Consider the following 15,784-nt stretch of genomic DNA (forward strand, 5'->3'; position numbering starts at 1 on the left):
CGCGGTGTCATCACCCGCGCATGCGGGTGATCCAGTATTCCAGAGAGACCGGTGCTCGAACCGAGAGGCCGCGGCGTACTGGATGGCTCGCCGGAGCCTGTCATCGGGCGCGCGTTCGCGCGACCCGGTGGCGGGCCATGATGACTGAGAGAGAATGTGCATCCGCATTCTCGCGACATGATTTGTCCGAGCCTTGCATCTCGTTCCGCCTCCAGGAAGAAAGGGTCAAGTTCGGTCCAGTGCATCCACCCACTTTCATTCAAAGCGGGTCGACGACTTCACGCCAATCCAAACTCGCAATGACGGGCAACAGGTTGCGATACGGCATTTCCGAACGAGAGACGTGCGCGCGGTGGTCTCAATCAGGCCGCGCGTGTTTCACGGAGTTATTGTTCGGCAGGAGCTACGGCCTCCGCCGGCGCCTTGCGCTTCACTCGCTTGATCGTGCCGGAGAAGGTGAACAGGGGCCGCTCGGCGGATGTCAGCATACCTCGCACGAAAATCAGCGACCCACCGGCGCGGGTGACTTCGCCAGTGCATTCGATCAGGTCTCCCTCGCGGGCCGCGTCGAGGAATTCCGAGGAGAATGACACCGTGACGCCGGGACCCTGGAGCGCCGGGGCGGCGAGCGCGAACAGGCAGTAGTCCGCGAAGGTCATGAAGCAGCCGCCGTGGACGTTGCCGGAGCCGTTGAGGTGCTTTTTTCCGACCCGGAACGCGCAGGTGATGACGCCGTTCTCGTTCATGCGGTGGTAGAAGGGGCCGGTATGGGTCTCGAAATTGTCGCGAGTCCAGGTTCGCCAGCCGGCGAATTCGCCCCCGGTTTCGACATGCAGATCGGGGCGGCGGTTGAATGCGGTCTCTATTGCGGTCTTGGCGAGCTCGTTCACGAAATCCGGACCTTCAATTATCGGGTTTCGGTCCTTAAATCCGATCCATCCGCGATGTGCAAATCCCGCGACCCGCGGCCACCTGCCGCAAAGCTCTGGACAGGCCGGAAATGCCTCGTAAAAGGCCTTTTCGCCCCCGTTCGATCTACCTATTAAGGGACCCATGAACGAGCCCAAGAATGAGCCCAAGATCACCCCCGACCTCGTGGCCGCCCACGGGCTGAAGCCGGACGAGTATGAGCGTATCCTGAAGCTGATCGGGCGGGTCCCGACCTTCACCGAACTCGGCATCTTCTCGGCGATGTGGAACGAGCACTGCTCGTACAAGTCCTCGCGCATCCATCTGCGCGGGCTGCCGACCAAGGCGCCCTGGGTGATCCAGGGCCCCGGCGAGAACGCCGGCGTGATCGATATCGGCGACGGCCAGGCGGTGGTCTTCAAGATGGAGAGCCACAACCATCCGAGCTACATCGAGCCCTATCAGGGCGCGACCACCGGCGTCGGCGGCATCCTGCGCGACGTCTTCACCATGGGCGCGCGCCCGATCGCCTGCCTCAACGCCTTGAGCTTCGGCGCGCCCGAGCATCCCAAGACCCGGCACCTGGTGTCCGGCGTGGTCGCGGGCGTCGGCGGCTACGGCAATTCGTTCGGCGTGCCGACGGTCGGCGGCCAGGTGCGCTTCCACACCCGCTATGACGGCAACATCCTGGTCAACGCGATGGCGGTCGGGCTGGCCGACGCCGACAAGATCTTCTACGCGGCGGCCTCCGGCGTGAACATGCCGATCGTCTATCTCGGCTCCAAGACCGGCCGCGACGGCATCCACGGCGCTTCGATGGCCTCGGCCGAATTCGACGACGCTTCCGAGGAAAAGCGCCCGACCGTGCAGGTCGGCGATCCCTTCGCCGAGAAGCTGCTGCTGGAGGCCTGCCTCGAGATCATGGAGCAGGGCTGCGTGATCGCGATCCAGGACATGGGCGCGGCGGGGCTGACCTGCTCGGCGGTCGAGATGGGCGCCAAGGGCGATCTCGGCATCGAGCTCGATCTCAACGCGGTGCCGACCCGCGAGACCGGCATGAGCGCCTATGAGATGATGCTCTCGGAGAGCCAGGAGCGCATGCTCATGGTGCTCAAGCCCGAGAAGGAAAAACAGGCCGAGGCGATCTTCCGCAAATGGGGGCTCGACTTCGCCATCGTCGGCTACACCACGCCGAGCAAGCGCTTCGTGGTCAAGCATGGCGGCGACGTGATGGCCGACCTGCCGATCAAGGAGCTCGGCGACGAGGCCCCCGTCTATGATCGTCCGCACGTCGCCTCGACCGCGCTGCCGGTGATCCGTGCGCAGGACGTGAAGCCGCCGCTCGGCATTGCGCAGGCGCTGGAGAAGCTGATCGGCACGCCCGAGCTCTGCTCGAAGCGCTGGGTATGGGAGCAGTACGACCACGTCATTCTCGGCAATACCGTGCAGCGGCCGGGCGGCGACGCCGCCGTCGTCCGCGTGCAGGAGGGGCCGAAGGGCCTTGCGCTCACCGTCGACGTCACGCCGCGCTATTGCGAGGCCGATCCGTTCGAGGGCGGCAAGCAGGCGGTGGCCGAAGCCTGGCGCAACATCACCGCGGTCGGCGGCCGCCCGCTCGCCATCACCGACAACCTCAATTTCGGCAATCCGGAGCGGCCCGAGATCATGGGCCAGTTCGTCGGGTGCCTGAAAGGCATTTCGGAAGCCTGCCGCGCGCTGGACTTCCCGGTCGTCTCCGGCAACGTCTCGCTCTACAACGAAACCAACGGTCGCGGCGTCCTGCCGACACCTTCGATCGGCGGCGTCGGGCTGCTCGACGACTTCACCAAGTCGGCGACACTGGCCTTCAAGGTCGCCGGCGAGGCGATCCTGCTGGTCGGCGAGACGCATGGCTGGCTCGGCCAGTCGGTTTACCTGCGTGATATCTGCGGCCGCGAGGAGGGTGCTCCGCCGCCGGTCGATCTCGACGCCGAGAAGCGCAACGGCGACGTCGTCCGCGGCATGATCCACGCCGGCACTGCCACCGCGGTGCATGACGTTTCCGACGGCGGGCTTTTGATCGCGCTCGCCGAGATGGCGATCGCGAGCGGCATCGGCGCGCAGCTTCTGGCGGCGCCGAGCGCGATCGTGCCGCATGCCTATTGGTTCGGCGAGGACCAGGCGCGCTACATCGTCACCGTGCCGGAGGCGGAAGCGGGTCGCGTGCTCGCCAAGATGAAGGGCGCGGGCGTGCCCTGCGCGCGGATCGGCACCACCGGCGGTGATGCGGTTGCCATCGCCGGCGAGCAGCCCGTTGCGGTCGACAGCCTCTCCCGTGCCTTCGAGCACTGGCTGCCGAACTACATGCGCGGCGCCGCGGCCTGATCGTCGCGTGCGACGCGCTGCGCACCGCGCGAGATGAGTTTGGATCGAATCGACTCGTGGCGGCGTCAGCTCACCTCTCCCAAGGGAGAGGTGACTTCCGACGCTGTTTTCAGTTCAATCTAATCCCATCGTGCTTTAGGTCGCGCCGCGGATCGCACGCCAGGCAAAGATGATGATGCAGGCGCCGATGAAGCCGGCGACGAGATAGCTGATCCATCCCGCCCCGAGGGACACGCCGAGCAGCCCCAACAGCCAGTTTGCCAGCGCCGCGCCGACGATGCCGAGAATGATGTTCATCACGATGCCCGTTCCGGACTTCATGAACATCTCGGCAAGCCAGCCGGCCAGTCCCCCGACGATGATTGCTGCGATCCATCCGATTTGAGGGTCGTTCATCCTAGGACTCCCTGTGGTCAAGCAGTCCGGCCAGTCTAGCCGAGAATCACCCGCCGACATGTGTCAATCGTCAGGTTGTGCGCAACTTGTCGGTCGCGATTCGGTGGTCAGCCTGTCCGCTTGCGCCGCCGGCGTTCGGCGGCCGTGATCAGGATGCGCGGACCCGGGCCCTCGGCGGCGAGCTTGTCGTCGCGGTTGCGCAGGGGGCATTGGGTCACCGACAGGCAGCCGCAGCCGATGCAGTTGAACAGCTTGTCCCTGAGGTCGGTGAGATCGTCGATCCGCTGCTGCAGCGTCTCGGTCCAGCGGCACATCGCCCGCTCCCATTCGCGGATGCTCGGGGCACGGTCGGGCGGTATCGCGGCGAAAGTCTGCTTGATCTCTTCCAGCGGAATCCCGGCACGCTGCGCGATCCTGATGATCGCAATCCGCCGCAGCACGCCGCGCATGTAGCGTCGCTGATTGCCGCCGGTGCGCCGGCTCGCGATCAGGCCCTTGCTCTCGTAGAAGTGAAGCGTGGACACGGCAAGGCCGCTGCGTCTCGCGACCTCGCCGACCGAAAGCTCAGGAGCGAGCGCCATGGTTTTAGAAATCCTGCAAGCTGGCCGCCTTGACCTCAACTAGACTTGAGGTTCTATATCACTCGCGGGCTTGCACGGGCAAGCTTCCGGCGAAGCCGTCGGATTTGCTGTTCTGGAATTTGAAATGCCGTCCGCATCATTCCTTTCGCGCGAGTCGCTGCGCGCTCGCGTTATGCCGTTCGGCATTGCTTCACTGCTGGTGATCTCCGTTGCCGCCGCGCTGTTCGCTTGGCGCAGTGGCGGCGCCGCCGCCAAACCCACCGGCGATCCGCCGCCGATACCCGTGGCGGCCATGACGGTGCGCGCCGAGGCGCTGCCGCGCTCGATCGAGGCGATCGGCTCGCTGCAGGCGGTGCGCCAGGTGATCCTCGCGCCGGAGGTTGCCGGCCGCGTCACCGCAATCAATTTCGACGCGGGCGCCGAGATCGCCGAGGGTGCGCCGCTGGTGCGGCTCTATGACGCGCCGCTGCGCGCTTCGCGCGCGGTCGCGGTCTCCAAGGGACGCTTTGCACAATTGCAGGAGAAGCGTTCGCAGGGCCTCGCGCCTTCCGGCTTCGTCACCCAGGAGGTGTTGCAGCAGCGGCAGGAGGATCTGAAGCAGGCCGACGCCACGGTCGAGCAGCTCGATGCGCAGATCGCGCAGATGACGATCCGGGCGCCGTTCGCGGGTCAGATCGGCCTCCGCAAGGTCAATCTCGGCCAATACGTCAATGCCGGCGATGCGCTCGCGACGCTGACCGCGCTCGACCAGCTCTATGCCAATTTCACCGTTCCGCAGCAGCGCCTGTCAAATCTGAAGGTGGGAGGCGCGGTGACGATCCGTACCGATGCTTTCCCCGACCGGGTGTTCGAGGCCACGATCAATGCCATCGAACCGCAGGTTGCCGAGGATACTCGCAATGTCCTCGTGCAGGCCCTGTTCAACAATCCCGATCGGCTGCTGCGGCCGGGCTTGTTCGTCACCGTCAACGTCGTGCTGCCGCCGCAGCTCGACGCCATCGTGGTGCCGGTCACCGCGATCCAGACCAGCGCATCCGGCGAGAGTGTGCTCCTGGTGCGCGACAACAAGGCTGTCGGCGTCGCGGTGAAGACCGGGCAACGCATCGGTGAGCGCGTCGTGGTGGAGCAGGGGCTGTCGCCCGGCGACCATATCGTCACCGCAGGTCAGCTCCGTGTCATGCCCGGCGCGGCCGTTCAGATGACGATGGTCGATGCGCCGGAGCAGGCGCGCTAACGCCGGTTGGCGCAGCCGAGGCAATCATCATGCATTTCACCGACATCTTCATCCGCCGGCCGATTCTTGCGACCGTCGTCAGCCTGCTGATTCTCCTTATCGGCTCCGCGGCGATGCTGTCGCTGCCGGTGCGGCAATATCCCAGCATGGAAAGCGCGACCATCCAGGTGGATGTCTCCTTTCCCGGCGCGACCCAGGATGTGATGCAGGGCTTCGTCACTTCGGTAATCGCGCAGTCGATCGCGACCGCCAACGGCATCGAGTACATGACGTCGAATTCGACGCTGGGCTTGAGCTCGATCAAGGCCAAGCTGGTGCTCAACGCCAACGCCGACCGCGCCATGACCGAGGTGCTGGCCAAGGTGCAGCAGGTCAAGTACCGCATGCCGGCCGGCGTATTCGATCCCGTGATCACCAAGATCACCGACGGTGCATCGGCCGTGCAGTACATCGCCTTCAGCAGCGACACGCTGACGCCGTCGGAGGTCACCGACTTTGCCACCCGTGTGGCGCAGCCGCTGTTGACCTCGGTGCCGGGCGTGGCGTCGGCCGACACCTCGGGCGGCTCACCGCTGGCGATGCGGGTGTGGATCGATCCGTTCAAGCTCGCCGCACGCGGCTTGACCGCGGGCGACATCGCCGCGGCCTTGCGCGCCAACAACGTCCAGGCGGCGCCGGGACGGCTGCGCGGCGAGATGACCGTCACCAACATCACCGCGGCGACCGACCTTCGGAATCTCGACGATTTCCGCAGGATGGTAATCAAGACCAGCACGGCCAGCGGCGGCCTGGTGCGGCTCGGCGATGTCGCAATGCTGGAGATCGGCGGCGAGAACTACGACACCAATGCGCGCGACAGCGGCAAGCCGACCGTCTACATCGCGGTGCAGCCGACGCCGGACGGCAACCCGCTGGAGATCGTCGCCGCCACCACCAAGGTGATCGAGGACCTGAACCGGGTGGCGCCGCCAGGGCTCGAGATCGCCGACGTCTTCAACATCGTGCATTTCGTCAAGGCCTCGATCAACGAGGTGCAGCGCTCGCTGATCGAGGCGATCGTGATCGTTGTCGTCGTCATCCTGCTGTTCCTGGGATCGTTCCGCTCGGTGCTGATCCCTGTGGTCACCGTGCCGCTCTCGCTGGTCGGTACCGCCGCGATGATGCTTGGGCTCGGCTTCTCCATCAACCTACTGACCCTGCTCGCCATGGTGCTGGCGATCGGCCTCGTGGTCGACGACGCCATCGTCGTCGTCGAGAACATCCATCGTCACATCGAGGAGGGCTTGAGCCCCGGCGAAGCGGCCCTGATCGGCGCGCGCGAGATCGTCGGTCCCGTGATCGCGATGACGATCACGCTGGCCGCGGTCTATGCGCCGATCGGCCTGATGGGCGGGCTGACCGGCAGTCTGTTCCGCGAATTCGCCTTCACGCTGGCTGGCTCGGTCGTCGTGTCGGGCGTGGTCGCGCTCACCCTGTCGCCGATGATGAGCGCGCAGCTTCTCGGAGAGGCGACCTCGCATGGCCGGTTTGCCCGCTTTGTCGAACATCAGTTCGCGAAGTTGTCGCGTGGTTACAGCCGGCTGCTGGCCGCGACGCTCAGGATGCGTGCCGCGGTGCTGCTGGCCGCGGCCTGCGTGCTGGGGGCGATCGTGGTGCTGTTCCTGGGCAGTCAACGCGAGCTCGCCCCGTCTGAGGACCAGGGCTACGTGTTCACCGTGCTGAGGGCGCCGCAATATGCCAGCGTGGACTACACGACGCGCTATACCGACGAGATCGAGAAGATCTATCGCTCGTTCCCCGAGTATCACGCGAGCTTCGTCCTGAACGGCACCGACGGCCAGAACCACGCTTTCGGCGGCATCACGCTGACCGACTGGGACAAGCGCAAGCGCTCGGCAAACGACATCCAGAACCAGCTCTACGGCATGTCGCACGGCGTGCTCGGCGCCACGGTGACGCCGTTCCAGCCGGCTGCGCTGCCCGCGGCCACCGGCGGCCTGCCGTTCCAGATGGTGGTGCGCTCGGCCGCCGATTTCGCCAGCATCTATCAGGAGGTCGAAACCCTGAAGCAGGCGGCCTGGAAGAGCGGGCTATTTGCCTTTGTCGACAGCGACCTGGCATTCGACAGCCCGACGGCCAGGATCACCATCGATCATGCCAAGGCCGCCGAAGCCGGCGTCAGCATGCAGACCATCGGGGACACGCTGGCCGTACTGGTGGGTGAGAACTACGTCAACCGCTTCAATTTCTTCGAACGCTCCTATGCGGTGATCCCGCAGGTGCGCAAGTCCGACCGGGTCACGCCGGAGAATCTCGGAAGCTTCCTTGTGCGTTCGAAGTCGGGGCAGATGTTCCCGCTGTCGACGGTGATCAAGGTCAATGTCAGCCCCGAGCCGAACCGCCTGCCGCAGTTCAACCAGATGAACGCGGCGACGATCTCGGCGGTGCTCAAGCCCGGCGTGACCATGGGACGGGCGGTCTCATTCATGGAGGCGCAGAAGCTGTCGCCGGGCATGACGATCGACTGGCTGTCGGACAGCCGGCAATATGTCCAGGAGGGCAACCGCCTGATCGTGACGTTCGGCATGGCGCTGATCGTGATCTTCCTGGTGCTGGCGGCGCAGTTCGAAAGCTTCCGCGATCCGCTGGTGATCATGGTCACGGTGCCGTTGGCGGTCTGCGGCGCACTGTTGCCGCTGTATTTCGGCTTCACCACGCTGAACATCTACACCCAGATCGGCCTCGTCACGCTGATCGGCCTGATCTCCAAGCACGGCATCCTGATGGTGAGCTTCGCCAACGAGATCCAGCATCACGAAGGGCTCGATCGGGTTGCGGCGATCCGGAAGGCCGCGGCCGTACGCATGCGGCCGGTGCTGATGACGACGGCTGCGATGGTCGCGGGGCTGGCGCCACTGCTCTATGCCGACGGAGCGGGCGCGGCGAGCCGCTTTGCCATTGGCATCGTTGTGGTGATGGGGATGCTGGTCGGCACGCTGTTCACGCTGTTCGTGCTGCCGACCTTCTACATCCTGATCGCTCGGGATCACCGCGCCGCGGCCGCACCGCGGCTGGAGCGGGACCGCGCAAGTGAGACCCCGAGCGAAATTGCGGCTTGAAGCTACAGCACGTGCTTGGCGCCCGGCAGCTTGCGCAGCGCCGCCGTGGCGGCCCAGCTCAGCGCCACCGTGGCGAAGAATGCGATCGCCGCCTTTGCGATCGCCGGCAGGTCGAAGTCGAACAGCCAGTATTGCAGCCATAGCACGATCGGATAGTGCACCAGGAACATGCCATAGGCGTCGCCCTGCATGCGGTCGAGCAGCGTCGGTCCCGCCGCCTTCGAGTGCAGGAAATAGCCGAGGATCGCGAACAGGATCGAGGCGCTGAACAGAACGAAGAAGGTGCCGTAGAAGACGAGATACCAGCCGGGCAGTGGATCGGGATTGCCGATGATCGCACGCTTGATGTAGATCATGACCCACATCCCGGCGTAGGGGATCAGGGTGACGACCGCCCAGGACCAGGGCATCGCGGTCAGCCGTCCGTTCGCGCTGAGCACCCCGCGTTCGAAGTTTGCCGCACCGATGCCTGCTCCGATGAAGAAATAGGCCGCATAGAGCAGCACGCGGCTTGCCTGCACGGAAAACGCTCCGAACTCGAACCAGCGGTTCTGGCCGTAATAGACCAGCATCGGCAGGTAGACGACGATGCTGACCACGACGATGAACAGCCAGAACGTTGCAGGGCGATCGAATGCTTGCTGCGACAGCCGGTTGATCGGATCGAGCAGGCGCGGCGACACCCGGTAGAGCAGGCTCGCGGTGACGTCGAAGGCCAGCAGCACCCAGACGAACCAGATCGGGCCGCTCGGCCATGGTCCGACCGTCACCGTCTTCCACCAGAATTCTGAGAAGGTCAGCGCCGGCGTCTCGCGCAGCGCAATCGCGTAGTAGGCGAGCGGGATCACGGTAACGGCGCAGATCACAAAGGGCAGGCCGAGCCGCAACAGGCGGTCGCGCAGGAAGATGGGCAGCGGCTTGTGGCCAAGCCCGGGCCAGACGAACAGCCCCGACAGGAGGAAGAACATCGCCATGAAGAAGCTGTCGGTGGCGAGCACCACGCAGTCGAAGCCGATCCACGACGTCGGATCAGTGTGCCCGAAATAGGTGTAGGGGATCACCGAATGATGCAGCAGCACGACCAGGGTCAGGAATGTGCGCGCACGGTCCAGTGCGACGTTGCGGGCGTGAGCCTTCGGGGCTGCCTGAACGTCAACGGCCGGAGCGGCGTGAGCGATCGATTTCATGGTCCCCCCCGCAGGGTGCGTGACCGGATGTTGCAACCGGGAATCCGATTCAGCAAGGCCTATTCGTCCCGATTCCGTGGCGTCGAGGTCCGTCATCTGCGTGCATCTGTTTCGTTTCAGGAACTGTGGTCGCCCGCGGACGTTGTCGCGGTGACTGGCGGCCGCGCATGCCGCGCGGTTTGGAGGAGCTGGTAATGACTATTCTTAAATGGGCGCTGATCTTCCTTGTGGTGTCGATCATCGCGGGCTTGTTGGGCTTCACCGGCATCTCCGCCGCCTCGGCCGACATCGCGCGCTTCCTGTTTTACGTTTTTGTCGTGATCTTCCTGGTGCTTCTGATCCTCGGGCTCACGATATTCAGAGTGTAGCGGGGGTCGATGCTGCTTCAACAAACGCCGTCATTCCGGGGCGCGACGCGAACCCGGAATCTCGAGATTCCGGGCCCGACGCTTCCGCATCGTCCGGGAACGACGAGATTCAACTAAGCCACTTCCTCGATCTTCACCTTGTCCGGGTAGAATGCCAGGTGGCCGGCGATCTCGGTCATCGCCGGGAAGGGCGTCTCATAGGTCCAGATCGCGTTGTCCAGCGTCTTGCCGTTGGCCTTGATGCTGAAATAGCTCGCATCGCCCTTGTACGGGCAGTGCGTGGTCCGCTCGGTGCGGGCGAGCAGCCCCATGTTGGCATCCTGGCGCGGAATATACTGCACGGCGGGATAGCTTGCTTCCTTCAATGTCAGCGCGTGGGTTGTCTCGGCGACGACGACGCCGTCGGCCGTGACGCGGACGCGCTTCGGATTGGGCGTGATCGTGATCGGGTGGTCGGGGCCGGGAAGCTTCATGGTTCTGCGCCCTTTCTGGTCATTTCGGCGTGAATGCTTGTGACCGATTGATGCAGGTTTCAATCGCTGGGAATGGGAATATAGTGCGTCCTGGATGACCTAGAAGACCACTGGCGCTAGGTTTTATCTGCATGGCGGCTGAGCCGGCCATGATTCGAATGACCTGATGGAGGTGGACTGGGATGCCGATGGACGCCCGCGATATCGAATCGTTGATCAAGGCCGCGATTCCGGACGCCGAGGTGACGATCCGCGATCTGGCCGGCGATGGCGACCATTACGCGGCCACTGTCATTTCAGAGTCCTTCCGCGGCAAGTCCCGCGTCCAGCAGCACCAGATCGTCTATCAGTCGCTGAAGGGGCAGATGGGCGGCGTACTGCACGCACTGGCACTGCAAACCGGTGTGCCGGAGGGCTAGGTCCGGCCAGCGGGGGCCTGATCGATGGCGGACAATCCACGTGGCGCGATGTTTCGCGTCATCGAGCCGAATCAGCATGGCCGCGTCACCAACGCGGAGCTATTCTTTGACCTTGTCTTTGTCTTCGCCGTCACGCAGCTCTCGCACACGCTGCTGCACCATTTTGACCCCCTCGGCGCGGTCCAGGTCACTCTGCTGTTCCTGGCGGTCTGGTGGGTGTGGGTCTACACCACCTGGGTCACCAACTGGCTCAACCCCGATCTGACGCCGGTTCGCATCTTGCTCTTCCTGATGATGCTGGGAGGGCTAGTGCTGTCGACGTCGATCCCGACGGCCTTCGAGGGACGCGGGCTGTGGTTTGCCGTCGCCTATGCCGTCATGCAGACCGGGCGGACCCTGTTCTGGCTGCTGGCTACGCCGCGGCACCGGACCGCGGTGCGCCACAACGCGATCCGCATCCTGACCTGGCTCTCCTGCTCGGGCGTGCTCTGGATCTCAGGCGGGCTGTCCGAGGGCGACATCAGGCTGTTTCTGTGGATCGCGGCGCTGCTGATCGAGTACGTCGCGCCGGCCGTGCGGTTCTGGACGCCGAAGCTCGGCTTTTCCTCGATTGAAGCCTGGGCGGTCGAAGGCGGCCACATGGCCGAGCGCTGCTCCGCCTTCATCATCATCGCGCTCGGCGAGGCCATCGTCGTCGACGGCGCGACCTTCGCCGAGCTGACATGGACACCGGAAAATGTCGCTGCCTTCGTTTCCGCTCTGGTCGGCAGTATCGCGATGTGGTGGATCTATTTCCACAAGGGCGCGGAGGCCGGCTCGGAGATGATCTCCAAATCGGAAGAATCCGGGCGGGTGGCGCGGATCGCCTATACGTACCTGCACATGCCGATCGTCGGCGGCATCATCCTCGCCGCAGTTGCCGACGAGCTGGTGTTGAAGCACCCGGGCGGGCATTCCGATATCAAGACGATCGTGAGCTCGGTCGGCGGTCCGTTGCTGTTTCTGGTCGGGACCATCCTGTTCAAGTATGTGATCCGCAATTTCCTGCAGCTCTCGCATGGCGTCGGCATCGTCGCGCTCGCCGTCACCGCCTATTTCGCTAGCGAGCTGTCGCCGCTGATGCTCTCGATCGTCACCACCGCGATCATGATCGTGGTCGCGGCGTGGGAATCGATCTCGCTGGGGTCAGCGGAGCAACAAACGGGCTGATCACCGTAGCGACGCGGCGGCAGGATTTGCGGTTCACTCCGCGACCAGCGCATGCACCGAGAACATCTTGTTGGCGTCGGTCCAGCTCTCACGCACCTGCCAGCCGGAGCTGCGGGCGAGCGCGGTGAAACGATCGAGGCTGTACTTGTAACTGTTCTCGGTGTGGATGCTCTCGCCCGGGCGGAACGCAAAGGTGTTGCCGAGGATGCGCACGGTCTGCGCCTTGTGGCTGATCAGGTGCATCTCGATGCGATGGCGGTCGCGGTTGTAGATCGAGCGGTGCGTGAATCCCGACAGATCGAAGTTGCCGCCAAGCTCGCGGTTGATGCGCACCAGCACATTGAGATTGAAGCGCGCGGTGACGCCGGCCGCGTCGTTATAGGCGTCGTAGAGCACGCGCTCGTCCTTCTCGAGGTCGACGCCGATGATCATCTGCGCGCCGTGGCCGAGGATCTTGCGCGCGCTGCGCAGGAAGGCTGCGGCCTCATGCGGTTCGAAATTGCCGAGCGTCGAGCCCGGGAAGAAGCCGACCTTCGGCATGCCGGCGATGGCTTCGGGCAGGGCGAAAGGCGTGGTGAAATCGGCGGCGACCGGATAGATGCCGAGGCCGGGGAAATCCTTGCGGAGGCCGTCGGCCTGGGCATTGAGGAAGTCACCGGAGATGTCGACCGGCACATAGGCGCCGAACTCGCAATGCTCGAGCAGCAGCCGCACCTTGGTGGTCGCGCCGGCGCCGAACTCGACCAGGGCGGCGCCGCGCGGGATGATCGCGGCGATCTCCTCGCCGCGGTCGTGCAGGATGCCAAGCTCGGTCCGGGTCGGGTAGTATTCCGGCAGCACCGTGATCTGTTCGAACAGCTCGGAGCCGACGGCGTCATAGAAATATTTCGGCGACAGCCGTTTCGGATGACGGGCGAGGTCACCGATCACGTCACCGGCAAATACCGAGGTCGCCTCGTCGAACGGATACGCTTTGGCCAAAGCGGCGGCATGCACATTCATGATACTCTCCCGAACGCGCTTACCGGCGCGCTATTGATGTCGACAGGACTCAATCAGGCGTAATCTGCGAGGCGTAACCCCGTGAATTGCCAGCGATGGTGTGGATAGAAGAAGTTGCGGTAGGTGACGCGGCTGTGGCCGGCCGGCGTCGCCAGCGACGAGCCGCGCAGCACGAGCTGGTTGACCATGAACTTGCCGTTGTACTCGCCGAGCGCGCCGTCGATGGCGCGGTAGCCCGGGTAGGGTGAATAGGAGCTGCGGGTCCACTGCCAGACGATGCCGTAGGCGTCGTCGAGCAGGCCGGCGCGGGCGGCGACCTCCCATTCCATCTCGGTCGGCAGATGCTTGCCGGCCCAGCGGGCGAAGGCGTCGGCTTCGTAGTAGCTGACGTGGCAGACCGGGGCCTGTGGATCGATCGGCTGCAGGCCGCCGAGTGTCATGATCTTCCATTCGCCGTCGATCTCGCGCCAGTGGCCGGGGGCCTGCCAGCCCTCGTTGCTCACAGTGCCGAAACCATCCATCAGCCACAGCGTGGCGGTGGAGTAGCCGCCGTCCTTGATAAAGGCGAGCCACTCGGCGTTGGTGACGAGGTTCTTGGCGAGCTTGACTGGACCGACGAGGGCGCGGTGCGCGGGCTTCTCATTATCGAAGTGGAAGCTGTCGTCAGCGTGGCCCACGGTGTGGATGCCCTCGTTCAGCGTCACCCACTCCCCGGTCGCGCGGCTCGATGCCGGGAAGCGCCATGCCGGATCGTAGGCGGGCGGGATCGGGTTCTGCGCAAAGGCATGCAGGATGTCGGTGAACATCAATTCCTGATGCTGCTGTTCGTGATTGAGGCCGACCTCGACCAGCGGCACCAGCGCTTGAAGCTTTGGCTGTTCGGCGGACTGGAAGAACTTCACCACCTCGGCGTCGACATGGCGGCGGTAGGCGGTGACCTCATCGGCGGTCGGTCGGGTCAGATGGCCGCGCTGATGACGTGCATGACGCGGACCGGCGCTGACATAATAGGAATTGAACAGATAGGCGTAGTCGGGATGGAATGGCGTATAGCCGTCGACATGTTGGCCAAGCAGAAACTGTTCGAAGAACCAGGTCGTGTGGGCGCGATGCCACTTGGCGGGACTGGCATCGGGCATCGACTGAATGAGCTGGTCTTCCGGCGACAGCGGCGCAGCCCGGCGCTCGGTCTCGCCGCGGACCGCAAGGTAGGCGTCCACCAGCCTTTGGGCGAGGGGCCCGGACTCGGATGACAGCGACGGGGGAGCGGTGGCTATGGCGGCCGCAGCAGAGGCTGGTTTCGTCACGGTGGTCTCCGGTTCTTCGGGAGAACGTTGCTTCGGCGAATTGGTTCCTGGCGGACAGTTCGTCCTAGATAGGGGCTGGCGTTCAGGAAAAAAGCCTCCCCCCTCGATTATATTAGTGCCGTCAGACTATGATTTGGCCCGCCGAGGGGCGCTGTCCGGCTTCCGCCGCATGCCAGATTTCCGCCATTTTGCTTTGGATGCACAATGGTTTGGGCTACATATATGGCATGTCACGGGTTAAGCAGGGCGGGCCGGCCCGTTAGGCTTCGGAGCGCCGCCCCATTAAGGAAGCGAAAATGAGCATCGAGCAATTCATCGACAACGAAGTGAAGTCAAACGACGTCGTGCTGTTCATGAAGGGCACGCCGCAATTCCCGCAGTGCGGCTTTTCCGGGCAGGTCGTGCAGATCCTCGATCACATCGGTGTCGGCTACAAGGGGCTCAATGTTCTCGAGTCGGCCGAGCTGCGCAACGGCATCAAGGTCTATTCGAACTGGCCGACCATTCCGCAGCTCTATGTGAAGGGCGAATTCGTCGGCGGTTGCGACATCGTGCGTGAGATGTTCCAGGCCGGTGAGTTGCAGCAGCTCTTCGCCGACAAGGGCATCCCGGTCGACGCGGCGGCCTGATCTTGACCGCGCGCCAGATCGGCAAGGCGCGGCTTGAAGTCATCGTCGCAGACATCACCACCCTGCGCGTTGACGCCATCGTCAACGCGGCCAACTCGTCGCTGTTGGGCGGCGGTGGCGTCGACGGCGCGATCCATCGTGCAGCCGGGCCGGAGCTGCTCGCCGAGTGCCGTGCGCTCGGTGGCTGCGGCACTGGCGACGCCAAGATCACCAGGGGCTATCGGCTTCCCGCCAAGCATGTGATCCATGCGGTCGGTCCGATTTGGCACGGCGGCACGCAGAACGAGGATACGCTGCTCGCGTCGTGCTATCGCCGCAGCATCGAGCTGTGCGAGGCGCACGGGCTCGCCTCAGTGGCATTTCCGGCCATTTCGACCGGCGTCTATCATTTTCCGCCCGATCGTGCGGCCGGCATCGCGGTCAAGGCGGTCGCCGATGCCCTGGCCGCCGCTCCCAAGGTCACGCACGTGATCTTCTGCTGCTTCTCCACCCAAGGCAGCAAGCTGCATCAGGCTGCGTTGTCCCCCTTTGGCAGCCCTTGTGCCTGAGGACGCGCTGGCTACACTTCCCCGTGATTTCCGGGGAGG

Annotated in this window: 15 protein-coding genes; 8 read left to right on the top strand and 7 right to left on the bottom strand. The window is 64.4% G+C overall.

The genetic code is table 11. The features are described from left to right. Positions 1-386: 386 nt before the first annotated feature. Positions 387-890: a PaaI family thioesterase gene (locus tag P6U30_RS14170; RefSeq protein WP_407169610.1), complete on the bottom strand. Its 504-nt coding sequence runs from the start codon at positions 888-890 to the stop codon at positions 387-389. Positions 891-1,053: 163 nt separating this feature from the next. Between P6U30_RS14170 and purL the strand changes: the two genes are divergently transcribed. Then, positions 1,054-3,273: a phosphoribosylformylglycinamidine synthase subunit PurL gene (gene purL, locus P6U30_RS14175; protein ID WP_407169611.1), complete on the top strand. Its 2,220-nt coding sequence runs from the start codon at positions 1,054-1,056 to the stop codon at positions 3,271-3,273. A gap of 135 nt (positions 3,274-3,408) precedes the next feature. Here the strand turns inward: purL and P6U30_RS14180 are convergent, their stop codons facing one another. Both P6U30_RS14180 and soxR read right to left on the bottom strand, forming a co-directional pair. After that, positions 3,409-3,669, bottom strand: coding sequence for a GlsB/YeaQ/YmgE family stress response membrane protein (locus P6U30_RS14180; RefSeq protein ID WP_407151667.1), 261 nt, complete (start codon positions 3,667-3,669; stop codon positions 3,409-3,411). 107 nt (positions 3,670-3,776) lie between these two features. Further along, complete coding sequence (gene soxR, locus P6U30_RS14185; RefSeq protein WP_407169612.1) at positions 3,777-4,250, bottom strand: redox-sensitive transcriptional activator SoxR; 474 nt, start codon at positions 4,248-4,250, stop codon at positions 3,777-3,779. A gap of 124 nt (positions 4,251-4,374) precedes the next feature. On the opposite strand from soxR, the gene P6U30_RS14190 reads away from it, so the two are divergent. After that, positions 4,375-5,484 carry an efflux RND transporter periplasmic adaptor subunit gene (locus P6U30_RS14190; protein ID WP_407169613.1) on the top strand — a complete coding sequence of 370 codons (1,110 nt, stop codon included), beginning with the start codon at positions 4,375-4,377 and terminating at the stop codon, positions 5,482-5,484. A 29-nt stretch (positions 5,485-5,513) separates the two neighbouring features. Next, a complete protein-coding gene (locus P6U30_RS14195) occupies positions 5,514-8,603 on the top strand; it encodes an efflux RND transporter permease subunit (protein WP_407169614.1) in 3,090 nt (1,029 codons plus the stop codon). A 2-nt stretch (positions 8,604-8,605) separates the two neighbouring features. On the opposite strand, the gene P6U30_RS14200 is transcribed toward P6U30_RS14195, so the two are convergent. Further along, positions 8,606-9,790 (bottom strand): acyltransferase family protein, encoded by a 1,185-nt coding sequence (locus P6U30_RS14200; protein WP_407169615.1) that lies wholly within the window; start codon positions 9,788-9,790, stop codon positions 8,606-8,608. A 194-nt stretch (positions 9,791-9,984) separates the two neighbouring features. Between P6U30_RS14200 and P6U30_RS14205 the strand changes: the two genes are divergently transcribed. Further along, positions 9,985-10,158, top strand: a complete 174-nt coding sequence (locus P6U30_RS14205) for a DUF1328 domain-containing protein (protein ID WP_024582607.1) — start codon at positions 9,985-9,987, stop codon at positions 10,156-10,158. Between the two features lie 113 nt (positions 10,159-10,271). On the opposite strand, the gene P6U30_RS14210 is transcribed toward P6U30_RS14205, so the two are convergent. Further along, positions 10,272-10,631 carry a DUF427 domain-containing protein gene (locus P6U30_RS14210; protein WP_407169616.1) on the bottom strand — a complete coding sequence of 120 codons (360 nt, stop codon included), beginning with the start codon at positions 10,629-10,631 and terminating at the stop codon, positions 10,272-10,274. A gap of 182 nt (positions 10,632-10,813) precedes the next feature. On the opposite strand from P6U30_RS14210, the gene P6U30_RS14215 reads away from it, so the two are divergent. Further along, positions 10,814-11,050: a BolA family protein gene (locus P6U30_RS14215; RefSeq protein WP_407151673.1), complete on the top strand. Its 237-nt coding sequence runs from the start codon at positions 10,814-10,816 to the stop codon at positions 11,048-11,050. A gap of 24 nt (positions 11,051-11,074) precedes the next feature. Further along, positions 11,075-12,259, top strand: a complete 1,185-nt coding sequence (locus P6U30_RS14220; protein WP_407169617.1) for a low temperature requirement protein A — start codon at positions 11,075-11,077, stop codon at positions 12,257-12,259. Between the two features lie 33 nt (positions 12,260-12,292). Here P6U30_RS14220 and egtD read toward each other — a convergent pair whose 3' ends face one another. Both egtD and egtB read right to left on the bottom strand, forming a co-directional pair. Further along, positions 12,293-13,261 (bottom strand): L-histidine N(alpha)-methyltransferase, encoded by a 969-nt coding sequence (gene egtD / locus P6U30_RS14225; RefSeq protein WP_407169618.1) that lies wholly within the window; start codon positions 13,259-13,261, stop codon positions 12,293-12,295. Between the two features lie 53 nt (positions 13,262-13,314). After that, the gene (gene egtB / locus P6U30_RS14230; RefSeq protein WP_407169619.1) at positions 13,315-14,568 is read right to left on the bottom strand and encodes an ergothioneine biosynthesis protein EgtB; all 1,254 of its coding nucleotides are present in this window, start codon (positions 14,566-14,568) and stop codon (positions 13,315-13,317) included. Positions 14,569-14,864: 296 nt separating this feature from the next. Here egtB and grxD point away from each other — a divergent pair, with 296 nt between their 5' ends. Next, positions 14,865-15,197, top strand: coding sequence for a Grx4 family monothiol glutaredoxin (grxD, locus tag P6U30_RS14235; RefSeq protein WP_407151676.1), 333 nt, complete (start codon positions 14,865-14,867; stop codon positions 15,195-15,197). Beyond that, positions 15,194-15,745 carry an O-acetyl-ADP-ribose deacetylase gene (locus P6U30_RS14240; RefSeq protein ID WP_407170448.1) on the top strand — a complete coding sequence of 184 codons (552 nt, stop codon included), beginning with the start codon at positions 15,194-15,196 and terminating at the stop codon, positions 15,743-15,745. Before grxD ends, P6U30_RS14240 begins: the two co-directional genes overlap by 4 nt. The last annotated feature ends 39 nt before the right edge of the window (positions 15,746-15,784 follow it).

The sequence above is a fragment of the Bradyrhizobium sp. ORS 111 genome (assembly GCF_045571485.1).
GTDB lineage: Bacteria > Pseudomonadota > Alphaproteobacteria > Rhizobiales > Xanthobacteraceae > Bradyrhizobium.